Below are 24,254 nucleotides of genomic sequence, written 5' to 3' on the forward strand. Positions count from 1 at the left end.
TGCCGCCCTCGGTCGGGAGGGGGTGGTCTAACCGACGTCGCCGGTACCGCCCTCGGTCGGGGTGGCGCCGGAGCGCTCGCCGCCGGGCCGGACCGGGCCCGTGGCCGCGCGGATGCTCGCCAGGGCCTCGTCGGCCACCGCGCGGGGCGTGATGCCGAACTCCTCGTACAGGCGCTCGTAGGCGGCCGAGGCACCGAAGTGCTCCAGGCTGACCATGCGGCCCGCGTCGCCCACGATGTCCCGCCAGCCCTGGGCGACGGCGGCCTCGACGCTGACCCTCGCCCGCACCCCGGGAGGCAGCACCTCGTCCTGGTACGCGTGCGGCTGGTCGGCGAACCACTCGCGGCAGGGCATGGAGACCACCCGTGCGTCGTGCCCCTCGGCGGCCAGGAGCTCGCGGGCCTCCAGGGCGATGTGGACCTCCGACCCGGTGCCGACGAGGATGACGTCGGGCGTGGCGCCCTGGCTGTCGGCGAGTACGTAGCCGCCCTGGGCTGCCCCGGAGGCGGGTGCGTACGCGCCCTCGCCCCGCTCCAGGACGGGCAGCGGCTGCCGGGTCAGGGCGAGGCCGGCGGGCCGGTCGCGGTGCTCCAGGACGGTGCGCCAGCACACGCTGGTCTCGTTGGCGTCGGCGGGCCGTACGACGTCGAGACCCGGGATCGCGCGGAGTGCGGCCAGCTGCTCGACCGGCTGGTGGGTGGGGCCGTCCTCGCCGAGACCGATGGAGTCGTGCGTCCAGACGTAGGTGACCGGCAGCTTCATCAGGGCGGCGAGCCGGACGGCCGGGCGCATGTAGTCGCTGAAGATCAGGAACGTACCGCCGTAGGGGCGGGTGAGGCTCTGGAGCGCGATGCCGTTGAGGATGGAGCCCATGGCGTGCTCACGGATGCCGAAGTGGAGTGTGCGGCCGTAGGGGTTGCCGGGGAACTCGCCGGTCTGCTTGGACTCCGGTACGAAGGACGGCTCGCCCTCCATGGTGGTGTTGTTGCTCCCGGCGAGGTCGGCCGAGCCGCCCCACAGCTCGGGCAGGACCGGTGCCAGCGCGGTCAGCACATCGCCGGATGCCTTGCGGGTGGCGATGCCCTTGGGGTCGGCGTCGAAGACGGGGAGGCTGTCCGTCCAGCCCTCGGGGAACTCCTGCTCCAGCAGCCGGTCGAGGAGTGCGGCGCGCTCGGGGTGGGCGGCGCGCCACTCCTGGTAGCGGGGCTCCCAGGCGCGGTGGGCCTCGGCGCCGCGCTCACGGACCGCTCGGGCGTGCTTCAGTACGGCGTCCTCGACGGTGAAGGCGGCGTCCGGGTCGAAGCCGAGCAGCTTCTTGGTGGCCGCGACCTCGTCGTCGCCGAGGGCGGAGCCGTGGGCCTTGCCGGTGTTCTGCTTGGTGGGCGCGGGCCAGCCGATGATCGTGCGCAGCAGGATCAGGGAGGGGCGGCCGCTCTCGCTCTTCGCCGCCTCGACGGCGGCCAGGAGGGCGTCGACGTCCTCCACGTAGTCGCCGGTCCGGGTGAAGTCGACCGTCTGGACGTGCCAGCCGTACGCGGCGTAGCGGGCGGTCACGTCCTCGCTGAAGGCGATGTCGGTGTCGTCCTCGATGGAGATGTGGTTGGAGTCGTAGAAGACGACGAGGTTCCCGAGCTCCTGGTGTCCGGCCAGCGAACTGGCCTCGGACGTCACGCCCTCCATCAGGTCGCCGTCGGACGCGACCACGTACACATGGTGGTCGAAGGGGCTGGTGCCGGCCGGCGCGTCGGGGTCGAGCAGGCCGCGCTCCCGGCGGGCCGCCATGGCCATGCCGACGGCGGAGGCCAGCCCCTGGCCCAGCGGGCCGGTGGTGATCTCCACGCCCCGGGTGTGGCGGTACTCCGGGTGACCGGGGGTGCTGGAGCCCCAGGTGCGCAGCGCCTGGAGGTCCGAGAGCTCCATGCCGTACCCGCTCAGGTACAGCTGGATGTAGAGGGTGAGGCTGGAGTGGCCGCAGGAGAGCACGAAGCGGTCGCGCCCGAGCCACTGGTCGTCGGCCGGGTCGTGGCGCATGACCTGCTGGAAGAGCAGGTACGCCAGCGGGGCCAGGCTCATCGCGGTGCCCGGGTGGCCGTGGCCCGCCTTCTGCACCGCGTCGGCGGCCAGCAGCCGTACGGTGTCGACGGCGCGGACGTCGAGCGGGCCCCAGCCCGCCGCGTCCGCGACCGGCAGGGCCAGCTTCGGGTCGCGGGAGTCAGCGCCGGAGCCCTGGGAGGCGTTCGAGCCGTTCGGGGCGTCGGGGGCGTTCGGGGATGGCATCAAGTCCTCCTGGTCGGTGCGGCGGGGGTGATGCGCGCGGCGCACTCGCGCCCGGCGCGGAAGCGGGCTCGGTGGACCCCGGGCGACCCGGCCGCCACTGCGCGGACCGCTCGGCCGTTATCGCGGGTCCCCCGGGAAGCCGTGTCCAAACATGGGCGCTCGTGGGGAGAGGGACAGACAGGGAGACAGGAGGCCTTTATAACAAGAAAAGGGAGGATAATAGGACACCCGACGAGAGTGGGAGGCCCCCCATGTCGAAGAAACCGTCCCGGCGCGGCGAGGAGCCGAGCAGGTTCAAGGGCGAGGGCCAGCACGGCTGGGCACCCGATGTCGACGAGAAGTCGCAGCAGCCCAACCCCAGCGCGCACCGCTCCTTCAACCCGGACACCTACGCCCCGGAGCCGGACAGGCCCCGCAAGAAGCCGACCGACGAGGAGAAGCGCGCCTCACTGGAAGGCACCCCGCTGGAGAGCTCGACGCGCCGCGGGGAGGACCGCGGCGGGGACTCCGACATGCACGGGACCGGCCGCCGCGGCAAGTCCCGGCGCCCCAGCGGCGAGAAGGACGCGTCCGCCCATACGGGCGTCGACGCGCAGGAGCGGCAGGGCGGCGACCCGTCCCACTGACGGGCCGCGACCTGTCCGTCCCGCGGTCCGGCGACGACCCGTCCCGCCGGCCGTCCGCGACCCTCCCGGCGGGCCCGTCCACCACACCGGACGGGCCCGCCGCACACGCCTGACCCGCCGCGCACCCCCGACCGACGGCCCACGCCCGACCGCCGCGCACGCCCGGCCCACCGCGCCGCAGGTCCTAGGCCGAAGGGCTGATCACTTGGCGAACCCTCCTGCTGTTAGCCTGCTCCTGCATATAGGTTGCAATAACAACTGGACGGCATTCCCAGCAGTCGGAGGGCTCGCATCATGGCCACGTACACGCTCCCGGAACTCCCGTACGACTACGCGGCGCTCGAACCGGTCATCAATCCGCAGATCATCGAGCTGCACCACGACAAGCACCACGCCGCCTACGTCAAGGGTGCGAACGACACCCTGGAGCAGCTGGGAGAGGCCCGCGACAAGGAGGCCTGGGGAGCGATCAACGGCCTCCAGAAGAACCTCGCGTTCCACCTCTCCGGCCACATCCTGCACTCGATCTACTGGCACAACATGACCGGTGACGGCGGTGGCGAGCCCCTCGCGGCGGACGGCGTGGGCGACCTCGCCGACGCGATCACCGAGTCCTTCGGCTCCTTCGCGGGCTTCAAGTCCCAGCTGACGAAGGCCTCCGCCACCACCCAGGGCTCCGGCTGGGGCGTGCTCGCGTACGAGCCCCTCAGCGGCAAGCTCATCGTCGAGCAGGTCTACGACCACCAGGGCAACGTCGGCCAGGGATCGGTCCCGATCCTGGTCTTCGACGCCTGGGAGCACGCCTTCTACCTGCAGTACAAGAACCAGAAGGTGGACTTCATCGAGGCGATGTGGCGGGTCGTCAACTGGCAGGACGTGGCCAAGCGTTACGCCGCCGCCAAGGAGCGCACGGACGTTCTCCTGCTCGCCCCCTGATTCCGCCACGGCGGACAAAACACGTCCTGCCTCGTGATCGTCTTCTCAACCTTCACTTCGGCAGGCGGATGAACGGAAAGCCCCCGCGAGGACGTGACTCGCGGGGGCTTTCCCACCCCCTCCAGCTGAGTTGTTAGCCATTTAGCTCATATGCTAAACATGAGGTTATGGAACCACCCTCCGTTGCTTCTACTCCTGCCTCTGCCTCTGCTTCTGCCTCCGACGACGAGGCGAGCGCCTTCCGCGCCCTCGCCGACCCCACCAGGCGCCAGATCCTGGAGGATCTGCGCGGCGGCGAACTGGCCGCCGGCGAGATCGCGAGCCGGTTCTCGATCAGCGCCCCGTCCATCTCGCGCCACCTGGGCGTCCTCAAGGGCGCCGGGCTCGTCACCGAGCGCCGGGACGCCAACCGCATCCTCTACTCGCTCGCGGAGGAGCGCCTCGCCATCTGCGTGGGGCGCTTCCTGAGCGCCGTGTGCCCCGAACAGATCGTGCTCCGCCACACGAAGTGGCGCCCCGCCCCGGAAGGCGACGCCTCATGATCAGGACCCGGCTCTCCAGTGTCATCGAGCGCCGTCTTTTGGTGAACTACCGGGTGGACCCGTACATCGCGGCGGCCCTGCTGCCCGCGCCGCTGCGGCCCCAACTGGTGCGCGGCCAGGCGGTGGCGGGGATCTGCCTGCTGCGGGTCGGCGGCGTCCGCCCGGGCTGGGCCCCGGCGGCGACCGGGCTGACCAGCGAGAACGCGGCGCACCGGATCTCCGTCGAGTGGGACGGCCCGGACGGCGTGGAGCGCGGCGTCTACATCCCACGCCGGGACACCGCCTCCCGCCTCAACGCCTTCGCGGGCGGCCGGATCTACCCGGGCGAGCACGGCCGCGCGGACTTCACGGTGCGGGAGGAGGCCGACGCGGTACGGGTGGCCTTCACGACCCGGGACGGTGAGGTGGAGGTCGACGCGACGGTGGAGAGCGCCGACGAACTGCGCGGCAGCGAGCTGTTCACGGACCTGGCGGAGGCGTCGGAGTTCTTCCGCCTCGGCAGCCGGGGCCTCTCCCCCAACGCCGGGGGCAGCCACCTGGACGTCCTCGAACTGTCCACGGACGCCTGGAAGGTGACGGCGGGCCGGCCTCGTACCGTACGCTCCTCGTTCTTCGAGGACCTGGACCGCTTCCCGCCGGGCAGCGCGGTGCTGGACAGCGCGCTGGTGATGCGGGGGGTGGCGGCGGACTGGTCTCAGCGGGAGCCGTTCCGGGTGGGGTGTGCGGCGGCTGCCGGGTGAGGCCGTCCTCCCGCCCCGGCCGGGCAGGAAAATACCCGTCGCTCGGCGGAGCGGGCTGCCACGATGGCCTTCGCCCGCCGCCCGTGCCCCATGCCCATGCCCATGCCCATGCCCATGCCCCGGAAGCGATCCCATGAGCTCTGCCCCCGCCCCCGTCCCGGCCGACCCCACCGTCCTGCACCCGATGCCCGGCCAGCCCCGCGTGGTGCAGCTGAAGCCGCTGGTCACCTCGGAGCTGATCGAGGCCGGGGAGTACTCGTATTACGACGACCCGGAGCACGCGACGGAGTTCGAGACCCGGAACGTGCTGTACCACTACGGCCCGGAGCGCCTGGTGATCGGCAGGTTCTGCGCGCTGGGCACGGGGGTGCGGTTCATCATGAACGGCGCGAACCACCGCATGGACGGCCCGTCCACGTTCCCGTTCCCGACGCTGGGCGGCTCCTGGTCCGACCACTTCGACCTGCTCACAGGCCTGCCCGGCCGGGGCGACACCGTGGTCGGCAACGACGTGTGGATCGGCTACGAGGCCGTGATCATGCCCGGGGTCCGCATCGGTCACGGCGCGATCGTCAGCTCCCGCTCGGTGGTCGTCTCGGACGTCCCGGACTACGGCGTCGTCGGCGGCAACCCGGCCCGGCTGATCCGCACCCGCTACGAGGAGGCCGACATCGCGCGGCTGCTGGCGGTGGCCTGGTGGGACTGGCCGGCGGACCACCTGACACGGCACATCCGTACCGTGATGTCGGGGACGGTGGCGGAACTGGAGGCGGCGGCACGGGCCGTCTGATCACGGCCGCCTCGCCTGGAACACCGACCCCACGAACTCCGTCAGCAGCCGCTCCTTCAGCCGGCCCGGCAGCGCGTCCAGCAGGAACAGCACCGGGGCCATCCGCTCCGGGAGGCCGGCGGTCCCCGAGCCCTCCCCCAGGCCCGCGAAGGCCAGGATGCCCGCCACGTCCTCCGGAGTGAGGGTGTCGGGGTCCAGGCCCGCCGCCAGTTCCATGAGGGCGGGGTCGGCGGTGACCGGGGGGAGGGTGCGGGCCGAGGACAGGGCGGCGGTCAGGTCGGTGAGCAGGGCGTCCACCCGGTCGACCGTGGCGGGGGTCAGCGTGAGGTGGAGGTTGGGCGGGAGGCCGTCGAAGGAGAGCTGGGGCTGGAGGTACCAGCCGCGTACGCGCATCTCGTCTGCCAGATGCAGGAGGAGGCTCAGGTCGGGTGTGCCGGCGGGCCGGTCCGGTAGGGCGGAGGTGAGGACCGTGAACGCGACCAGGCTTGGCACCGGTTCGCCGAGGATGTGGATGTCCGGGGTGGCACGCAGGCCCTCCAGGAGGTGGTCGGACGCCGTCGCCACGCGGTGCGCCAGCGCCGTGTAGCCGTCCTCGCCTATGTGCTGGAGCACCGCCCACGCCTGGGCCAGCAGGCCCGCCGACTTGGTGCCCTGGACCGTCGGATTGACCACCGGGTAGCCGGGCCAGGCGGCGTGGGCGAAGTACTGGTGGCGGCGGAGTCCGGCGTCCCGGTAGAGGATTACCGAGGCGCCCTTGTCCGCGTAGCCGTACTTGTGCAGGTCCACCGAGAGCGACGTGACGCCGGGGAGCGAGAGGTCGAACGGTTCGACCGTGCGGCCCGCCCGGCGCAGGTACGGGAGCAGCCAGCCGCCGACGCAGGCGTCCACGTGGCACAGCACCTCGTGCTCGGCCGCCGCCTCCGCGATCCTGGCCACCGGGTCGATGACCCCGTGCGCGTACGAGGGGGCCGAGGCGACCACCAGGGCGGTACGGGGCGTGATCGCGGCGGCCATCGCGGTGGGGTTGGCCTTGTACGTCACCGGGTCCACCGGGACCACGACCGGTTCCAGGCCCAGGTAGGCGGCGGCCTTGTGGAAGGCGGCGTGCGCGGTGGAGGGCAGGACCAGCTGCGGGTCGGTCACCCCCCGGGTCGAACGGGCGTGGTCCCTCGCCGCCTTGACCGCGAGCAGGATCGATTCGGTGCCGCCGCTGGTGAAGGTGCCCTGCGCCTGCGGCGGGGCTCCGAGGAGGGCTGCCGCCGCCCCGACCAGGTCGTTCTCCAGGCGCGCCACGCTCGGGAAGACCGTGGGGTCGAGGCCGTTGACGGAGGCGTACGCGGCATAGGCGTCGGCGGCCAGTTCGGCCAGGCCCGCGCGCCCGGCGTCGTAGACGTAGGCGAAGGTCCGGCCGCCCCGGGTGGGGGCGTCGGCGGTGCGCAGGGCCGTCAGCTCGGTGAGGATGTCGGCGGCGGGGCGGCCGGTGGGGAGCGCGGGGGCCTCTTGAGCGCGTGCTGCGGGGTCAGACTGCACGGGTGGCGTCCTCCGGGGCGTCGGCGGGGTCCTCGCGGTAGCGGTAGGGCAGCCACGGGCTCGCGGCGGCGAGGAGTGCGGGCAGCAGGCTCCTACCCGCCGTGAGGCCGGTCAGCGCGGCGGCGGGCCGGGCGACCTCGATGGCCGGCGTCCGAGGAACGGAAACCGGTCACCGTGAGGACCGGGGCGAAGGCCCCCGTGCCGAGGGCGAGAGCCAGGGTCTCGGCCGCCGTCGGCGGGCCGGTGGACGTGGCGCCGGCCGGTGCGGGCGGGGTCGGCGGCGGCCGGGTCCGTGAGCAGGGCGAGCGGCAAGGAGTGGAGGGCCGCGTAGGCGGTGGCGACGGCGGCGTAGCCGAGAGCGCTGCCGATCTGGCCGGTGAGGGGGCGAAGTCATCGCCCCGGCGAGAGCCGGGGGGACGGCGAGGACGTCGGTCGGGTACCGCGAGAGGATGATCGGGCCGGGCACGGTGGCCGGCGAGGCCATCGCCCCGGCGGGAGCCGGCGGGACGGCGAGGACGTCGGTCGGGTACCGCGGGAGGATCGGGCCGGGCACGGTGGCGAAAGTGCCGGTGCACGGCCGGCCGGGGCCGTGACCGGTCCGGGCGGTCGGTCAGTGGCCGCCCTCGTCGGCCAGGCAGAACTCGTTGCCCTGCGGGTCCTGCAGGACCGTCCAGGTCAGCCCGTGCATGGAGTGCTCACCGATCACCGTCGCGCCGAGGCCGGTGAGGCGCTCCACGTCCGCCGGGCGGTCGGGGGACGCGAAGTCGATGTGCATCCGGTTCTTGACGGTCTTGGGCTCGGGCACCCGCTGGAAGCCGAGCACCAGCGGGGTGGCCGGGACGACGACGAACTCGTCGTAGTCCTGCGTGCCTTCCACGCCCAGCGCCGTGGCCCACCAGGCGGCCAGCGTCTGCGGGTCGGGACAGTCGATCGTGATCATCTTTGGTGAGATTCGCATGGTCCTCACCGTACGACCCACCACTGACAACGGGCCGGGAGCACACGACTGACAACGGGCCGGGAGCACACGCGTGCTCCCGGCCCGCCCGGCGGAAGACCGGCGTCAGTCGAAGATCGGACCCTGCGTGCGGGTCCGCTTGATCTCGTAGAAGCCCGGGATGGAGGCGACCAGCAGTGTGCCGTCCCAGAGCTTCGCGGCCTCCTCGCCCTTGGGGGCGGGGGTGACGACGGGGCCGAAGAAGGCGACCTGCTCGCCGTCCGCGCCGGGCACCGCGATGACCGGGGTGCCGACCTCCTGACCGACCTTGTCGATGCCCTCCTGGTGCGAGGCGCGCAGCTGGGTGTCGTAGGTGTCCTGGTCGGCGTACTCGACCAGGTCCTCGGGCAGGCCGACGTCCTTCAGGGCGCCGACGACCGCCTCGCGGGTGGGGCCCTCGCCGTTGTTGTGGAAGCGGGTGCCGAGCGCCGTGTAGAGGGGGCCGACGACCTCGTCGCCGTGGAGCTGCCGGGCGGCGGTGACGACCCGGACCGGGCCCCACGCCTTGTTCTCCAGCAGGTCGCGGTACTCCTCGGGCAGCTCGTCCAGCTTGTCCTCGTTCAGGACGGCGAGGCTCATCACGTGCCAGCGGACCTCGATGTCGCGGACCTTCTCCACCTCAAGGATCCAGCGGGAGGTCATCCACGCCCACGGGCAGAGCGGGTCGAACCAGAAATCGGCCGGGGTCTTGCCGTTCGCCGCGGTGTTCTCGGGCATGTCTCTCCTCAAGAAGGGCTGTTGCTGCTGAGGGTCGAAACGCCTCCCGGGGGGTGTGTCATTCCCGGCCGGACCTCGTGGCCTGACCGGATACCGGCCGCCGGGGACGCGTGCAAGGATCAATGGGTTCGAACACGACACATGACGCGCGTCACGAAGGAGTGCCCGTGCCCGGTGAAAACCTGTCCCGCGACGAGGCCCAGCAGAGGGCCGAGCTGCTGACCGTCGACGGTTACGAGGTCGAGCTCGACCTGCGTTCCGCCGTCGGCGAGCCCGAGGGGGCCGACGGGGGCGACGGGAACGCCGGTCCGCGGACGTTCCGGTCGCTGACCACGATCCGGTTCCGCTCCGCCCGTGCGGGCGCGTCGACCTTCGCCGACCTGGTGGCGCCGGGTGTGGACGCCGTGACGCTGAACGGGAAGGCCCTCGACCCCGCCCTCGTGTTCGACGGGGCCCGGGTGGCGCTGGAGGGGCTCCTGGCGGGCGAGAACGTCCTGGTGGTCGAGGCCCGGTGCGCGTACAGCAGGACCGGCGAGGGCATGCACCGCTTCGTCGACCCGGAGGACGGCGAGGTCTACCTCTACACGCAGTACGAACCGGCCGACGCCCGGCGGGTCTTCGCCAACTTCGAACAGCCGGACCTGAAGGCGCCCTACCGCTTCCAGGTGACCGCGCCCGAGGGGTGGCGGGTCTGGTCCAACGGGGCCGAGGAGTCGCACGAGGGCGGGGTGTGGCGGTTCGCGGAGACCAAGCCGGTCTCCACGTACATCACGGCCGTCGTCGCCGGTCCCTACCACTATGTGACCGACCACTACAGCCGCACCCTGGACGACGGTTCGACGCTGGAGATCCCGCTCGGCGCGATGTGCCGCAAGGGGCTGGCCCGGCACTTCGACGCGGACGACGTCTTCCTGATCACCAAGCAGGGCCTGGACTTCTTCCACGACAACTTCGACTACCCCTACCCCTTCGGGAAGTACGACCAGGCGTTCGTGCCGGAGTACAACCTCGGGGCGATGGAGAACCCGGGCATGGTCACCTTCCGGGAGGAGTACATCTTCCGCGGCAAGGTCACCTCGGCCGCCTACGAGCGGCGCGCCAACGTCATCCTGCACGAGATGGCGCACATGTGGTTCGGCGACCTGGTCACCATGGAGTGGTGGGACGACCTGTGGCTGAAGGAGTCCTTCGCCGACTTCATGGGCTCCTTCTCGATGGTCGAGGCGACCCGGTTCACCAACGGCTGGATCACCTTCGCCAACAACCGCAAGGCGTGGGCCTACCGCGCCGACCAGCTGCCCTCCACGCACCCGATCACGGCCGACATCCGTGACCTGGAGGACGCCAAGCTGAACTTCGACGGCATCACCTACGCCAAGGGCGCGTCCGTACTGAAGCAGCTCGTGGCGTACGTGGGACGCGACGCCTTCCTGGAAGGCGCGCGGCGCTACTTCAAGAGTCACGCGTACGGCAACACGCGTCTGGGGGACCTTCTTTCGGTGCTGGCGGAGACCTCCGGCCGCGACATGACGGCCTGGTCGCGCTCCTGGCTGCAGACCGCCGGGGTCAACGTGCTGACCCCCCTCGCCACGTACGACGCGGCCGGGGCGCTGACCGAGCTGGCGGTTCTCCAGGAGGCCGCCGCCTCCCACCCGGAGCTGCGCCCGCACCGGGTCGCGGTCGGCCTGTACCGGCGTACGCCCGAGGGCGAGCTGACGCGGTACGCCCGGGCCGAGGTGGACGTGGCCGGGGAGCGCACGGTCGTGAAGGAGCTGGCCGGGGCGGAGCGGCCCGACCTGATCCTGGTCAACGACGACGACCTCACGTACTGCAAGGTCCGCTTCGACGAGGGGTCGCTGGCCACCCTCCGCGACCACCTGGGCGACATCACCGACCCGCTGGCCCGCGCCCTGTGCTGGTCGGCCCTGTGGAACCTGACCCGGGACGCGGCTCTGCCCGCCCGCGACTTCGTCGCGCTGGTGCTGGCGCACGCCGGCCGGGAGAGCGACATCGGGGTCCTCCAGATGCTGCACGCCTGGGCGCAGTCCGCGCTGGTGAACTACGCCGCCCCGGCCTGGCGCGAGGAGGGCGGCCGGACGCTGGCCGAGGGCGCGCTGCGCGAGCTGCGGCAGGCCGAGCCGGGCAGCCAGCACCAGCTGACGTGGGCCCGCTTCTTCGCGGCCGTCGCAGGCTCCGCGACGGACTTCCAGCTGCTGGGCGCGCTGTTGGAGGGCACGGCCCGGATCGACGGCCTGGAGATCGACCAGGAGCTGCGCTGGGCCTTCCTCTCCCCGCTCGCCGCGCACGGCGTGGCGAACGAGGCGGCCATCGACGCCGAGCTGGCCCGCGACGACACGGCGTCCGGCAAGCGCCACCACGTACGGTGCCTGGCCTCGCGCCCCTCGGAGGCGGTCAAGGCGCAGGCGTGGGCGGCGGTCGTGGAGTCGGACAAGCTGTCCAACGCCTTGGTGGAGGCGACGATCGCGGGCTTCGAGCAGCCCTCGCGGCGGGAACTGCTGGCCCCGTACGCGGGCCGCTACTTCGAGGTGATCGAGCGGGTCTGGGCGGAGCGGTCCATCCAGATCGGCATGCACGTGGTGAAGGGGCTCTTCCCCGCGCTCCAGGACAGTCCGCGGACCCTGGCGGCGACCGACGCCTGGCTGAACGACCACGCGGACGCCGCTCCGGCGCTGCGCCGGCTGGTGCTGGAGGCCCGGGACGACCTGGCGCGGGTGCTGCGGGGCCAGGAGTGCGACGCGCGGGCGTAGGCAGGGCCACCGGCCGGCCTCAACTGGGGTGCACGGGCCCGGTGTGCGGGCGACGCGAAGTCGGCGCTCGCACGCCTGCCCGGACGCGCCCCCCGGCCAATTCCGGCGCGACAGCCCTTTTCGGCTGTCGAACATCCGTACTTTAGGGCGGTGTTGTCTGGAATTGTCGACGGGTGTGTAACAGGGGTTAGGGCCCCCCGCGTCACCGGGAAACCATCGGCCATGACCCAGAACACCCCGCTGCCGTTCCTGTCCCCCTCGTCCCCGCCGTCTCCCCGCCCCCCGCACCACCTCCAGGACGTGACGCACCGCGTCCTGTCCGCCGCCCAGCTCCGGGCGAGGGGCATCTCCGCCGCGCAGACGTCCGCGCAGTGCCTGCCGGGCGGCCCCTGGCAGCACCTGCTGCCGGGGGTCTACCTGCTGCATTCCGGTCCGCCCGGCGGCCAGGAGCGGCTGCACGGCGCCCTGTTGTACGCGGGGCGCCCGCCGGCCTCCTCCCGGCGTACGCCCCCGGAGCCGTCGGACGCGGGGTTCGGCGAGGCGATGGTCACCGGCCTGGCGGCGCTGGCCCTGCACGGCTTCGCCACCGGGCCGGACCTCGGGGAGCTGCACCGCGTCGACGTCCTGGTGCCGTGCACCCGGCGGTTGCGCTCGACCCGGTTCGTGGAGGTGGTGCGGGCGTCCGAGCTGCCCGTGCCGGTGCGGCTGGCCGGGGTGCCCGTCGCGCCGGTGGAGCGAGCGCTGACCGACGCGGTGGCGGGGCTGGGGGACGCGGAGGCCGTACGCCGGCTGCTGACCGAGGCCGTGCGGGCCGGGCACAGCGAACCGGCCGCCGTGGTGCGGGAGCTGAGCGCGGCGAAGCTGCTGGGGCGACCGGCGGTGGTGGACGCGGTGGACGCGCTGCTGGCCGAGGGCCGGGCGGTGGCGGAGGCGCGGCTGTACGCGATGGTGCGCGAGCACGGGTTGTCCGAGCCGTTGTGGAACGTGACCCTCCGGTTGCCGGGCGGTCCGGAGCTGGGCGGGGTCGACGCGTTCTGGCCGGATCAGGCCGTCGCCGTCGAACTGGACACCCGGGCCCCCCGGTTCGGCGCGCCGCAGCAGGGGCAGCGGCCACGGAACCGGGACCCGGAGCACGTCGAGGACCCGCGGTGGTCCGCGTACGCCGCCAAGCGCGACCACCTGGAGCGGCTGGGGGTCACGGTCGTCCACCTCACCCCGCGGAAGCTGCGCGAGGCGATGGACCAGCAGGCCACGGTGGTGCGTACGGCGCTGATGGCGGCGAACGACCGGGAGCCGGCCGCCTATCTGGTGGTGCTGCCGCGCTGAGCGGGGGCCGACGCGTCCGGCGGTGCCACTGGTCCGGACCACAGGCCCGCGATCGGCGCCTCCAGCGTACGCTTTCGCCTCATTCATCCCTCGTGACGCAATGCCCCCCGTGGCGGATCTATGCCATGTACCTGTCTCAGCTCCGTCAACTCTCCACAAAGCCCTGTCATTTACGACAGGCTGAGCGGTCATCCGGTACCGAATTCCGGACTCTCTCTTTCAATTACAGGGATGCTGATGACCAAGGAATCCCCCAGCTCCATACCCGGGACGAGACGCGCCGCGCGCATCGCGGCCGCCGCCGGCCTGGCGGCCGCTCTCGCGGCCGCCGGCGCCGCGCCGGTGTTCGCCGTCGACGACCCGGCACCGGCACCCGTCAAACCGGCCGCCACCAGCGACCGGGGCGACAAGCTCGGCACGGCTGACGCCGAGGTTCTGGCCAAGGCCGAGGCCAAGGGCGAGAAGAACGTCACGATGATGATCGCCACCACCCCGGGGGCGACCGAGCAGGTCACCGAGCAGCTGGACGCCGTCAAGGGCTCCGTGCTGGGTCAGACCTACGACAAGCTCGGTTACGTCCGGGCGACGGTGCCGACCGGCACCGCCGAGGACACCATCGAGGCGGCCGCCAAGCTGAAGTCCGTCCTCGGCATCGATCTCAAGCAGGAGATCAAGCTGGACGACCCGACGCCCTCGGGCGACCGGGCCTCGGGGGCGAAGCAGCCGAAGGCCACGGGCAGCTACCCGGCCCCGGGCAGGAAGACGCCGGCCGCCAACCCGTACAACCCGTCCTTCGAGACGGGCGCGGTCGAGTTCGTCGAGAAGAACCCGAAGGCCGACGGCCGCGGGATCACCATCGGCGTCCTGGACTCCGGCGTCGACCTCGGCCACCCGGCCCTGAAGAAGACCACCACCGGCGAGCGCAAGATCGTCGACTGGGTGACGGCGACCGACCCGGTCACCGACGGTGACGGCACCTGGCTCCAGATGTCGCAGACCGTCGCCGGCCCGACGTTCACGTCCGGCGGCAAGACCTGGTCGGCGCCGGCGGGCAGCTACAGGTTCGCCACGTTCGCCGAGGCGGCCACCACCGGTGGTGACATGGCGGGCGACCTCAACCGCGACGGTGACACCACCGACGTGTGGGGCGTGCTCTACGACCCGGTCACCGGCACCTCCCGGGTCGACCTGAACAGCAACGCCGACTTCGCCGACGACACGGTCCTCAAGCCGTACAAGGAGAAGTTCCAGGTCTCCTACTTCGGTGAGGACGACCCGCGCACCGATGTCGTCGAGCGCATCCCGTTCGTCGTCGAGACCCGCAAGAACGTGGTCTACAACGCGGCGGGCGCCAAGGCCGACTACGTCAACATCGGCGTCATCGAGGGCTCGCACGGCACGCACGTCGCGGGCATCACCGCGGCCAACGGCCTGTTCGGCGGCCAGATGAACGGTGCGGCGCCCGGCGCCAAGGTCGTCTCCTCGCGCGCCTGCACCTGGTCCGGCGGCTGCACCAACATCGCGCTGACCGAGGGCATGATCGACCTCGTCGTCAACCGCGGTGTCGACATCGTCAACATGTCGATCGGCGGCCTGCCGCCGCTCAACGACGGCAACAACGCCCGCGCCGAGCTCTACAAGCGCCTCGTCGACATCTACGGCGTCCAGCTCGTCATCTCGGCCGGCAACAGCGGCCCGGGCCTCAACACCATCGGTGACCCGGCCCTGGCCGACCACGTCATCTCGGTGGGCGCGTCGATCTCCAAGGAGACGTGGGCCGCGAACTACGGCTCCAACGTCACCAAGAAGTACGACCTGCTTCCCTTCTCGTCGCGCGGTCCGCGTGAGGACGGCGGCTTCACGCCGACCATCTCGGCCCCGGGTGCCTCGATCAACACCACCCAGACCTGGTCCGCAGGCGGACCGGTCAAGGAGGCGGGCTACGCCCTGCCGGCCGGCTACTCGATGCTCCAGGGCACCTCGATGGCCTCGCCGCAGGCCGCCGGTGCGGCGGCCCTGCTGCTCTCCGCCGCGAAGCAGAGGGGTCTGGAGCTGCCCCCGGCCGACCTCCGGACCGCGCTGACCAGCTCGGCGACCCACATCAAGGACGTGCCCGCGCACGCCCAGGGCTCCGGCCTGATCGACATCGTCGGCGCCTGGAAGCTCATCACCAAGCAGGGCACCCCGGCGCACGAGTACCAGGTGAAGGCCCCGGTCGACACCGCGATCGACTTCGCGCTCAAGGACCCGGGCTTCGGCACCGGCCTCTACGACCGTGAGGGCGGCCTCAAGGTCGACGAGACCAAGGTCTACGAGATCACCGTCACCCGCACCACGGGTCCGGACCGCGACGTCCAGCACAAGCTGTCGTGGAAGAACAACGACGGCACCTTCAAGCTGAGCAGCCCCGAGTACGTCTCGCTGCCGCTCGACACCCCGGTGAAGCTGAAGGTCACGGCGAAGGCCAGGACCGCGGGCGTGCACAGCGCCGTCCTGGAGCTGGACGACAGGAAGACCGTCGGCGTCGACCACCAGGTCCTCTCCACCGTCGTCGTCGCGCACGAGCTGAACCAGCCCAACTACGCGTTCAAGTCGTCGGGCTCGGTGCAGCGCAACGGCACCACCTCGTACTTCGTCGACGTGCCGGAAGGCGCCAAGACCCTTGAGGTCGCCCTCAGCGCGCTGCGCTCGGGCAGCCAGACCCGGTTCATCGCCCTGCACCCGTACGGGACGCCGGTCGACCCGACCTCCACGGTCAACTGCTACCCGAACTACGAGAACCCGGCCAACACCTGCCGCCCGGACGTGCGCTCCTACAAGGACCCGCAGCCCGGCGTGTGGGAGATCGAGATCGAGTCGCGCCGTACGTCGCCGCTGCTGGACAACCCGTTCAAGCTGGACGTCTCGCTGCTCGGCGCCACCTTCGACCCGGCGGTGCAGACCATCGCCGAGGCCAAGGTCGGCACCCCGGCCGCGGTGAGCTGGAAGGTCACCAACGGCGCTGCCGCCCTCGACGGCAAGCTCAAGGGCGGCTCGCTCGGCTCGGCCAAGGTGACCAAGCCGTCGATCTCCACGGGCCAGTCCCAGCAGTCCACGGTCACCATCGGTGCGGGCGTCGAGAAGCTCGACGTCGCCATCGGCGGTACGTCGGACGCCAACGCCGACCTCGACCTGTACGTCTTCCGGGGCGCCACGCAGGTCGGCAGCGGCACCACCGCCGGCTCCGAGGAGAAGGTCAGCCTGGTCAACCCGGCCGCGGGTACGTACACGGTCATCGTCGACGGCTACTCGGTCCCGGCCGGGTCGACCACGTACGACTACCGCGACGTGTACTACTCGGCCTCGCTCGGCACCCTCAAGGTCGACGCGTCGAAGACCTACAGCCTGGCGAGCGGCGCCTCGGCGCAGGTCGGCGCCGAGGTCGTGGTCGCCGGGGCGGCTCCCGAGGGCCGGCAGTTCTTCGGTGAGGTCCAGCTGGTCAACGCGCGCGGCACCGCCGCGGGCACCGGCAGCGTCGTGATCGAGAAGGTCACGCCGTAACGGATCACTCGTTGACGGATCCTGATCGATCCTGATCGACGGCGGGGCGGGAGCTCTCCACGAGCTCCCGCCCCGCCGTGCGTCCTCACTCGGCTCAGCCCGGTCCTCGCACCCCAGCCCGCGCGAGCCCGGCAGCGCGGCCGAGAGCCACTCCCAGGCCGCCGCGCGCTCGCCGTCCTCCGTGCAGGCCGGCACCGGCTCGGCCGGGAAGCGGGAGACCACGACGGTCATCGGGGTCCCCGGCCGGTAGGAGCCCGCCTGCGCGCCCGGCCCAGTCGGCCGCCAGGTTCGAGGCGACCACGGCCGACCAGGCCCCGAGGTCCGCCGGAGGGGCCTGGCCCCGCGCGGTGCGCTCCAGCAGCCGCAGCCGTATCTGCCGCACCCCGTCCTGGAGGTCCGCGTACGGGACCCCGCCCAGGGACAGCACGGCCCGGACCCGGTCCACCTGCGCGGGACCCAGCGGGTCCCGCGCACCCGGTTCGCTCCCTCTCGGCAAGGAACGCCTCCCCCGAAGATGTTTCCCCTCCGACGCCGCGGGACGACGAAACGTTCGGCCCCGTCGGCAGGAGTCCGCAGGTCGGACAATGGATTGGACAAGGTGGGCCCGGACATACGCATCATGGAGCGGCAAACGGGTCGCGCACACGCACAGCGCACGTACAGAGGAGTTCCAGTGAAGGTCGGAATCGTCGGCGCCACCGGTCAGGTCGGCACAGTCATGCTCAGTATCCTGGCCGAGCGGGACTTCCCGGTCGACGAGCTGCGGCTGTTCGCCTCCGCCCGGTCCGCGGGTTCCACGATCGACTTCAAGGGCTCCGGCGTCACCGTCGAGGACGCTTCCACGGCCGACTACACCGGTCTGGACATCGTGCTGTTCTCCGCCGGGGGCGCGACCTCCAAGGCGCTGGCCGAGAAGGTCGCAGGACAGGGCGCCGTCGTGATCGACAACTCCTCCGCCTGGCGCAAGGACCCCGAGGTCCCGCTCGTCGTCTCCGAGGTCAACCCGCACGCGGCCCGTGTCCGGCCCAAGGGGATCATCGCCAACCCGAACTGCACGACGATGGCCGCGATGCCGGTGCTGCGCCCGCTGCACGCCGAGGCCGGTCTCCAGGCGCTGACCGTCGCCACCTACCAGGCCGTCTCCGGCTCCGGGGTGGCCGGCGTCGCCGAGCTGCACGGCCAGGCATCCAAGGTCGTCGCCGACGCCGGGAAGCTGGCCCACGACGGCGAGGCCGTGGACTTCCCCGAGCCGGCCGTCTACAAGCGCCCGATCGCCTTCAACGTGCTGCCGCTGGCGGGTTCGATCGTGGACGACGGTTCGTTCGAGACGGACGAGGAGCAGAAGCTCCGCAACGAGTCCCGCAAGATCCTGGAGATCCCGGAGCTGAAGGTCTCCGGCACCTGCGTCCGGGTCCCGGTCTTCTCCGGCCACTCCCTCCAGATCAACGCCCGCTTCGCCCGCCCCATCGGTGTCGAGCGCGCCTACGAGCTGCTGAAGGACGCCGAAGGCGTCGAGCTCTCGGAGATCCCCACCCCGCTCCAGGCGGCGGGCAAGGACGCCTCCTTCGTGGGCCGCATCCGGGTCGATGAGACCGTCGACAACGGCCTCGCCCTCTTCGTCTCCAACGACAACCTCCGCAAGGGCGCGGCCCTCAACGCCGTGCAGATCGCGGAGCTGGTGGCGGCCGAGCTGAGGGGCTGAGCCGCGGCCCTGCGCGTACGGTGAGGGGCGGTTCCGTACGCCTACGGAAGGGGCGGCCACCGGGCACACCGGTGGCCGCCCCTTCCGCGTGCCCGCCTCAGGGCCGTCGCACCTCGAAGTGGAAGCACCCGTACTCCACCGCCCGCACATGCACCAAGGCCACCCGCGGGTCCGCGAACGCCTCGTCGAACGCCGCGTCGAAGCCCTTCTCCGCCTCGGCCGGGATCTCCAGCAGCCGGCCCCCGACGATGTGCCCCCGGGCGTCGTAGCAGCGGAGCGTGCGCAGTGCGCCGGGGCGCGAGAACGGGTAGCCCGGGCGGGCGGGGTCCGGGCCCGCGCACTCCTCGGCGTGGATGAAGACGGGGCCCTGCTCGTCATACGCCCCCGGGCTCGCCCCGGTCCCGGCCGCCCAGCGGCGCAGCGGGGCGCAGGAGACCAGCGCGATCCGCTCCCCGGGCTCGCTGCCCCGCAGGCAGCAGCGGAGGGGGGCGCCGCCTTCCGTGTCGGTGTACGGGACACAGGGGCGGCCGGCGTCGTCGACGGTGCGGAGTTCGGCGAGGGCGGCGGGGGCGATGGGGCGGGGCTCGTATCCGGTCATGGTCCGAGCCTGCTCCGGTCCGCCGCCCGGCTCCGGCGGAATTCGGACCTCACGCCGGGGCGCGGGGCCGGGATGGTCCGCCGGGCGCCCCCTGGGTGCGCCGCACATGGAAGGATGGCCAAAACGCCGCATAGCAAGTCGCACACCAAGGAGATGACCGCGTGCCTGGCACGAATCTGACCCGCGAAGAGGCACAGGAGCGGGCGCGCCTGCTGGCCGTGGACGCGTACGAGATCGATCTCGACCTCTCCGGAGCGCAGGGGGGCGGCACCTACCGGTCCGCGACCACCGTGCGCTTCGACTCCGCGGAGGCCGGTGCGGAGACCTTCATCGACCTGGTCGCCCCGGCCGTCCACGAGGTCGTGCTCAACGGGGAGGCGCTGGACGCCGCCGCCGTGTTCCGCGACTCCCGGATCGCGCTTCCGGGTCTGCGCGAGGGCGCCAACGAGCTGAAGGTCGTCGCGGACTGCGCGTACACCAACACCGGTGAGGGGCTGCACCGGTTCGTCGACCCGGTCGACGAACAGGCCTATCTGTACACCCAGTTCGAGGTGCCGGACGCCCGCCGCGTGTTCGCGTCCTTCGAGCAGCCGGACCTGAAAGCGACCTTCCGGTTCACCGTGAAGGCCCCCGCCGGCTGGACGGTCATCTCGAACTCCCCGACGCCCGAGCCGAAGGACGACGTCTGGTCCTTCGAGCCGACGCCGCGTATCTCCACGTACATCACGGCTCTCATCGTCGGCCCGTACCACTCGGTGCACAGCAGCTACGAGGCGGACGGCCGGTCCGTGCCGCTCGGCATCTACTGCCGCCCCTCGCTCGCGGAGTACCTGGACGCGGACGAGATCTTCGACGTCACCCGGCAGGGCTTCGCGTGGTTCCAGGAGAAGTTCGACTACGCGTACCCGTTCGCCAAGTACGACCAGCTCTTCGTCCCGGAGTTCAACGCGGGCGCGATGGAGAACGCCGGCGCGGTCACCATCCGCGACCAGTACGTCTTCCGCTCCAAGGTGACGGACGCGGCGTACGAGGTGCGGGCCGAGACCATCCTGCACGAGCTGGCCCACATGTGGTTCGGCGACCTCGTCACGATGGAGTGGTGGAACGACCTCTGGCTGAACGAGTCGTTCGCCACCTACACCTCGATCGCCTGCCAGGCGGACGCCGAGGGCTCGAAGTGGCCGCACTCCTGGACCACGTTCGCCAACTCCATGAAGACCTGGGCGTACCGGCAGGACCAGCTGCCCTCCACGCACCCGATCATGGCGGACATCAGCGACCTGGACGACGTACTCGTCAACTTCGACGGGATCACGTACGCCAAGGGCGCGTCCGTGCTCAAGCAGCTCGTCGCGTACGTCGGCAAGGACGCGTTCTTCCAGGGCGTGCAGGCGTACTTCAAGGCGCACGCCTTCGGCAACACCCGCCTCTCGGATCTGCTGGGCGCGCTGGAGAAGACGTCGGGCCGTGACCTGAGGACCTGGTCGAAGGCGTGGCTGGAGACGGCCGGCATCAACATCCTGCGCCCGGAGATCGAGACCGACGCCGACGGTCACGTCACCTCCTTCACCGTCCTCCAGGAGGCCCCGGCGCTGCCCGTCGGCGCCAAGGGCGAGCCGACGCTGCGCCCGCACCGGATCGCCATCGGCGCCTACGACCTGACCGCGGACGGCAAGCTCGTGCGCACCGACCGGATCGAGCTGGACGTCGACGGCGAGCGCACCGACGTGCCCGCCCTCGTGGGCAGGGCCCGTCCGGCGGTCGTCCTGCTCAACGACGACGACCTGTCGTACGCGAAGGTCCGCCTCGACGAGGAGTCCCTGCGGGTCGTCACCGCGCACCTGGGCGACTTCACCGAGTCGCTGCCGCGCGCCCTGTGCTGGGCCTCCGCCTGGGACATGACGCGCGACGGCGAACTGGCGACCCGCGACTACCTCTCGCTGGTGCTCTCCGGCATCGGCAAGGAGTCGGACATCGGCGTCGTCCAGTCGCTGCACCGCCAGCTGAAGCTGGCCCTGGATCTGTACGCGGCCCCCCAGTCCCGTGAGGCCGCGCTCAACCAGTGGACGGAGGCGACGCTGGCGCACCTGCGGGCGGCGGAGCCGGGCAGCGACCACCAGCTGGCCTGGGCCCGCGCCTTCGCGGCGACGGCCCGCGACCCGCAGCAGCTGGACCTGCTCCAGTCGCTGCTGGACGGTACGGAGTCCGTCGAGGGCCTGACCGTCGACACCGAGCTGCGCTGGACGTTCGTGCAGCGGCTGGCCGCGGTCGGGCTGCTGGACGAGGAGGAGATCGCCGCCGAGTACGAGCGTGACAGGACGGCGGCGGGCGAGCGCCACGCGGCCGTCGCCCGGGCCGCGCAGCCCTCCGAGGAGGCCAAGGCGCAGGCCTGGGCCTCGGCCGTGGAGTCCGACAAGCTGCCCAACGCGCTCCAGGACGCGGTCATCAACGGTTTCGTCCAGCCGGACCAGCGCGAGCTGTTGGCCCCGTACGCGGAGAAGTTCTTCGCCGCGGTGAAGGACGTCTGGGACTCGCGCAGCCACGAGATGGCCCAGCAGATCGTGGTCGGCCTCTTCCCGGCCTACCAGGTCTCCCAGGAGACGCTGGACGCCACCGACGCCTGGCTGGCCTCGGCCGAGCCGAGCGCGGCCCTGCGCCGGCTGATGTCGGAGTCGCGGGCGGGCGTGGAGCGGGCCCTGAAGGCCCAGGCGGCGGACGCGGCGGCGGCCACCGCGTAACGCGCCACCGGGGGTGTCCTCTCCGCCGCTGCGGAGGGGGCGCCCCTTCGCCGGGTACGGGAAGGTGGAAGCCGCCCGGCGGGCGGGCGCGGGAGCGCAGCCGTCCGCCGGGCGGGAACCGGGGGTGCCGTCCGGGGGTTACGGGGTCACGTGCCGGACTCCTCGTAGCGGCGGGTCAGTTCGGCCGTGCCGGACTCCGTGAAGCTGCCGTGCAGCCGCATCCGGGCCACCCCGCCGTCGGGGAAGGCGTCCAGGCGGACGTGGGTGACGACGGCCTGGGCGCGCAGCACGAAGCGGTGGAGGGTGTCGGGCTGGAGGCGGGTGCGCGGGATGATCTCGAACCACTCGCCGGTGCCGCCGTTGCGGCCCTGGAGGGCGATCCACCCGGCGGAGTTGCCCTTGAGGTGGGCGGTGTCGATCTCGACCGCGCGGACCGCGCCCTGGGCGGGCAGCCGGAAGCGGACCCAGTCGTTGGTGTCGCGGACCCGGCGGCGGCGGTTCTCCCAGCCGTCGTCCATCTTGCGGGACGTGCCCGGCAGGATGATCTGGGTGGGTGAGGAGTAGAAGCGGTCGGAGGCGTCCTCGTAACGGCCGCCGTTGAGCACCGAGATCAGGTCCACGGTGCCGAGCGCGGCGATCCAGGCCGGGTCCGGGACGACCTCGCCGGGTACGCGGAGGCGGGCGATACCGCCGTCGGGGTGCTGGCAGAGGCGCAGATGGGTGTAGCGGCGGCCGCCGGTGATCTCGAAGGCGTTGGCCGCGTGTCCGCGTACGGGGGTGGGCGCGAGGATCTCCTCCCACTTCACGTCGTCGGCGAGCAGGTCCTGGGGGCTCGGGGTGCCTTCGACGGCGGTGGCCCGCACCGACACGCGCTGGGGGTAGTTGCCGCGGAAGTGGGCGGTGTCCACGATCAGGCCGCGCACGATGCCGGGGGCGCCGAGGCGGATGAGCGCCCAGTCGTGGTCCTCGGCGGCCGGGAAGGGGTGGTCGGCGTCCGCTCCCCGGCGGCGGCGGGTCTCCCAGCCGTCCATGATCTTGCCCTTGTGGCCGAAGCGCTCGGGGTCGAAGACGGCGCGCTCGCGCAGCAGCAGGTTTTCGCGCTCGGCGAAGAACTCGTCGTTGGCGGCGATCACGCCGGCGCCGAGCCGACGGTCGGCGAGGTCGACCAGCTCGGCGAAGGGGAGGTCGCCCGCCTCCCGGTAGTCGGCGTACGGGTCGCCGCCGCCGTAGGGCGCGGCGTCATTGGCGTGGGGGTCGGTGTCGGAGTTCTGGAATGTGCTCTCGCTCGCGTCGGAGGTCATGCCCTTACCTTCGCGCCATCGGACCCATCAGGTCCATCGAAAGTTTCCGCACATACCGTTCAGCGCAGCTGAAGAATCACGCGGCTGACGGACGGCTCAGCTGACCGAGTCCGCCACGCGGGTGAGCGCCGCGAGCACCCGGGCCACCGCGGGGCCGGTCTCCGCCCCGTGCCGGACCGCCGCCACCACATGGCGGCGCGGCTGGTCCGCCTCCAGGACCCGCATCACGACGCCTTCGCGGCGCTGCTCCCGGGAGGCCATCCGGGGGACCAGCGCGATGCCCATGCGCGCCTCGACCAGGGCGAGGATCGCGGTCCATCCGGCGGCGCTGTGCGCCTGCTCGGGGACGAAACCGGCCGCTTCGCAGGCGGCCGTGGTGATCGCGGACCAGGGGCCGGAACCGCCGAAGATCCAGCGTTCGGCGGCCAGGTCGGCGAGGCGCAGCGCGGGCGCTCCGGCCAGCGGGTGGCCGGCCGGGAGCGCCACGTCCAGCGGGTCGGCGAGCAGCGGGAAGAGGGAGAAGCGGGGGTCGCGGGCGGTCGGGGCGTGGGCGGCCAGTGAGAGGGCCAGGTCCACCTCGCCCGCGGTGAGCAGCTCGTACGCCTGGGCCGCCTCGGCCTCCCGTACGCGTACGTCGGGTCCCGGGCGGTCCTCGGCGCGCAGCAGCGTCACGGCGGGGACGACGAGGGCGGGCACGGCGGTGGAGAACGCGCCGACCCTCACCTCGCCCGCCTCGCCGCGCAGATAGCCGGTCAGTTCGGCGTCGGCCCGCTCCAGCTGGGCGAAGACCGCCTCGGCGTGGCGCAGGACGAGGTGGGCGGCGTCGGTGAGACGTACCCGGCGGCCCTGGGGCTCCAGGAGCTCCACGCCGAGCTGCCTGGCCAGGTTGGTGAGCTGCTGGGAGACGGCGGAGGGGGTCATCGAGAGCGCCTCGGCGGTCGCCGTCACGGTGCCGCGGTCCCGCAGGGTGCGCAGGATGCGGAGCTTCTTGACGTCCCACTCGGTCATGGCCGCGACCTACCGACCCGGCGGGGCCGGACCCGTCCGGCCCGGGTCCCGCTCCGCCCACGTCCCGTTCGGTCCGGCCCCGGACATGCGGATGCGCCGCGCGGTAGCTCCTGCCGGC

At 72.1% G+C, this 24,254-nt stretch carries 17 protein-coding genes and 1 pseudogene; 10 read left to right on the top strand and 8 right to left on the bottom strand.

The genetic code is table 11. From position 1 onward, the window contains the following. Positions 1-27 precede the first annotated feature (27 nt). A complete protein-coding gene (gene tkt / locus ACIQAK_RS03965; protein WP_366387907.1) occupies positions 28-2,277 on the bottom strand; it encodes a transketolase in 2,250 nt (749 codons plus the stop codon). Between the two features lie 251 nt (positions 2,278-2,528). Here tkt and ACIQAK_RS03970 point away from each other — a divergent pair, with 251 nt between their 5' ends. The 5 genes from ACIQAK_RS03970 to ACIQAK_RS03990 all read left to right on the top strand — a co-directional run bounded on the left by ACIQAK_RS03970 (position 2,529) and on the right by ACIQAK_RS03990 (position 5,911). Beyond that, on the top strand, positions 2,529-2,903 hold the full coding sequence (locus tag ACIQAK_RS03970; RefSeq protein WP_366387906.1) for a hypothetical protein: 375 nt from the start codon (positions 2,529-2,531) through the stop codon (positions 2,901-2,903). A 294-nt stretch (positions 2,904-3,197) separates the two neighbouring features. After that, positions 3,198-3,839 carry a superoxide dismutase gene (locus ACIQAK_RS03975; RefSeq protein ID WP_366387905.1) on the top strand — a complete coding sequence of 214 codons (642 nt, stop codon included), beginning with the start codon at positions 3,198-3,200 and terminating at the stop codon, positions 3,837-3,839. A 167-nt stretch (positions 3,840-4,006) separates the two neighbouring features. Then, positions 4,007-4,381 carry a metalloregulator ArsR/SmtB family transcription factor gene (locus ACIQAK_RS03980; RefSeq protein ID WP_366387904.1) on the top strand — a complete coding sequence of 125 codons (375 nt, stop codon included), beginning with the start codon at positions 4,007-4,009 and terminating at the stop codon, positions 4,379-4,381. After that, entirely contained in the window at positions 4,378-5,121 is a 744-nt protein-coding gene (locus tag ACIQAK_RS03985; protein ID WP_366387903.1) for a DUF2071 domain-containing protein, read from the top strand. The genes ACIQAK_RS03980 and ACIQAK_RS03985 overlap by 4 nt, the downstream gene beginning before the upstream one ends. 133 nt (positions 5,122-5,254) lie before the next feature. After that, a complete protein-coding gene (locus ACIQAK_RS03990; RefSeq protein WP_366387902.1) occupies positions 5,255-5,911 on the top strand; it encodes a CatB-related O-acetyltransferase in 657 nt (218 codons plus the stop codon). On the opposite strand, the gene ACIQAK_RS03995 is transcribed toward ACIQAK_RS03990, so the two are convergent. The 3 genes from ACIQAK_RS03995 to ACIQAK_RS04005 all read right to left on the bottom strand — a co-directional run bounded on the left by ACIQAK_RS03995 (position 5,912) and on the right by ACIQAK_RS04005 (position 9,155). Beyond that, positions 5,912-7,441, bottom strand: a complete 1,530-nt coding sequence (locus ACIQAK_RS03995) for an aminotransferase class V-fold PLP-dependent enzyme (protein ID WP_366387901.1) — start codon at positions 7,439-7,441, stop codon at positions 5,912-5,914. A 610-nt stretch (positions 7,442-8,051) separates the two neighbouring features. Then, the gene (locus ACIQAK_RS04000; RefSeq protein WP_366387900.1) at positions 8,052-8,399 is read right to left on the bottom strand and encodes a VOC family protein; all 348 of its coding nucleotides are present in this window, start codon (positions 8,397-8,399) and stop codon (positions 8,052-8,054) included. 105 nt (positions 8,400-8,504) lie between these two features. Then, the gene (locus ACIQAK_RS04005; protein ID WP_366387899.1) at positions 8,505-9,155 is read right to left on the bottom strand and encodes a DsbA family protein; all 651 of its coding nucleotides are present in this window, start codon (positions 9,153-9,155) and stop codon (positions 8,505-8,507) included. 167 nt (positions 9,156-9,322) lie between these two features. Between ACIQAK_RS04005 and pepN (ACIQAK_RS04010) the strand changes: the two genes are divergently transcribed. From pepN (ACIQAK_RS04010) to ACIQAK_RS04020, 3 genes are all read left to right on the top strand, one after another. Continuing rightward, the gene (gene pepN, locus ACIQAK_RS04010) at positions 9,323-11,923 is read left to right on the top strand and encodes an aminopeptidase N (RefSeq protein ID WP_366387898.1); all 2,601 of its coding nucleotides are present in this window, start codon (positions 9,323-9,325) and stop codon (positions 11,921-11,923) included. 222 nt (positions 11,924-12,145) lie between these two features. After that, complete coding sequence (locus ACIQAK_RS04015) at positions 12,146-13,249, top strand: hypothetical protein (RefSeq protein WP_366387897.1); 1,104 nt, start codon at positions 12,146-12,148, stop codon at positions 13,247-13,249. A 231-nt stretch (positions 13,250-13,480) separates the two neighbouring features. Further along, on the top strand, positions 13,481-16,789 hold the full coding sequence (locus ACIQAK_RS04020) for a S8 family serine peptidase (RefSeq protein WP_366387896.1): 3,309 nt from the start codon (positions 13,481-13,483) through the stop codon (positions 16,787-16,789). 271 nt (positions 16,790-17,060) lie between these two features. Here ACIQAK_RS04020 and ACIQAK_RS04025 read toward each other — a convergent pair. Further along, positions 17,061-17,285, bottom strand: a pseudogene (locus tag ACIQAK_RS04025) (RNA polymerase subunit sigma-70); the annotation flags it as partial. 177 nt (positions 17,286-17,462) lie between these two features. On the opposite strand from ACIQAK_RS04025, the gene ACIQAK_RS04030 reads away from it, so the two are divergent. Further along, the gene (locus ACIQAK_RS04030; protein WP_366387895.1) at positions 17,463-18,491 is read left to right on the top strand and encodes an aspartate-semialdehyde dehydrogenase; all 1,029 of its coding nucleotides are present in this window, start codon (positions 17,463-17,465) and stop codon (positions 18,489-18,491) included. Positions 18,492-18,588: 97 nt separating this feature from the next. On the opposite strand, the gene ACIQAK_RS04035 is transcribed toward ACIQAK_RS04030, so the two are convergent. Further along, positions 18,589-19,089 (bottom strand): DUF1203 domain-containing protein, encoded by a 501-nt coding sequence (locus ACIQAK_RS04035; RefSeq protein ID WP_366387894.1) that lies wholly within the window; start codon positions 19,087-19,089, stop codon positions 18,589-18,591. A 161-nt stretch (positions 19,090-19,250) separates the two neighbouring features. Between ACIQAK_RS04035 and pepN (ACIQAK_RS04040) the strand changes: the two genes are divergently transcribed. Then, complete coding sequence (gene pepN, locus ACIQAK_RS04040; protein ID WP_366387893.1) at positions 19,251-21,827, top strand: aminopeptidase N; 2,577 nt, start codon at positions 19,251-19,253, stop codon at positions 21,825-21,827. Between the two features lie 146 nt (positions 21,828-21,973). Here pepN (ACIQAK_RS04040) and alc read toward each other — a convergent pair whose 3' ends face one another. Together alc and ACIQAK_RS04050 are read right to left on the bottom strand one after the other, a co-directional pair. Next, positions 21,974-23,128, bottom strand: coding sequence for an allantoicase (gene alc / locus ACIQAK_RS04045; protein ID WP_366387892.1), 1,155 nt, complete (start codon positions 23,126-23,128; stop codon positions 21,974-21,976). Positions 23,129-23,224: 96 nt separating this feature from the next. Further along, positions 23,225-24,136, bottom strand: coding sequence for a LysR family transcriptional regulator (locus tag ACIQAK_RS04050; protein WP_366387891.1), 912 nt, complete (start codon positions 24,134-24,136; stop codon positions 23,225-23,227). Positions 24,137-24,254 lie beyond the last annotated feature (118 nt).

Source organism: Streptomyces sp. NPDC088706, from assembly GCF_044752765.1.
In the GTDB taxonomy this organism is placed as follows: domain Bacteria; phylum Actinomycetota; class Actinomycetes; order Streptomycetales; family Streptomycetaceae; genus Streptomyces.

Excerpts from the sequence above, each read along its gene's own strand:
- alc (WP_366387892.1), bottom strand. The coding sequence starts at position 23,128 with ATGACCTCCGACGCGAGCGAGAGCACATTCCAGAACTCCGACACCGAC.
- ACIQAK_RS04035 (WP_366387894.1), bottom strand. The coding sequence starts at position 19,089 with ATGACCGGATACGAGCCCCGCCCCATCGCCCCCGCCGCCCTCGCCGAA.
- ACIQAK_RS04000 (WP_366387900.1), bottom strand. The coding sequence starts at position 8,399 with ATGCGAATCTCACCAAAGATGATCACGATCGACTGTCCCGACCCGCAG.
- ACIQAK_RS03990 (WP_366387902.1), top strand. The coding sequence starts at position 5,255 with ATGAGCTCTGCCCCCGCCCCCGTCCCGGCCGACCCCACCGTCCTGCAC.
- ACIQAK_RS03970 (WP_366387906.1), top strand. The coding sequence starts at position 2,529 with ATGTCGAAGAAACCGTCCCGGCGCGGCGAGGAGCCGAGCAGGTTCAAG.
- tkt (WP_366387907.1), bottom strand. The coding sequence starts at position 2,277 with ATGCCATCCCCGAACGCCCCCGACGCCCCGAACGGCTCGAACGCCTCC.
- ACIQAK_RS04015 (WP_366387897.1), top strand. The coding sequence starts at position 12,146 with ATGACCCAGAACACCCCGCTGCCGTTCCTGTCCCCCTCGTCCCCGCCG.
- ACIQAK_RS04005 (WP_366387899.1), bottom strand. The coding sequence starts at position 9,155 with ATGCCCGAGAACACCGCGGCGAACGGCAAGACCCCGGCCGATTTCTGG.
- ACIQAK_RS04020 (WP_366387896.1), top strand. The coding sequence starts at position 13,481 with ATGCTGATGACCAAGGAATCCCCCAGCTCCATACCCGGGACGAGACGC.
- ACIQAK_RS04050 (WP_366387891.1), bottom strand. The coding sequence starts at position 24,136 with ATGACCGAGTGGGACGTCAAGAAGCTCCGCATCCTGCGCACCCTGCGG.
- ACIQAK_RS03985 (WP_366387903.1), top strand. The coding sequence starts at position 4,378 with ATGATCAGGACCCGGCTCTCCAGTGTCATCGAGCGCCGTCTTTTGGTG.
- ACIQAK_RS03975 (WP_366387905.1), top strand. The coding sequence starts at position 3,198 with ATGGCCACGTACACGCTCCCGGAACTCCCGTACGACTACGCGGCGCTC.
- ACIQAK_RS03980 (WP_366387904.1), top strand. The coding sequence starts at position 4,007 with ATGGAACCACCCTCCGTTGCTTCTACTCCTGCCTCTGCCTCTGCTTCT.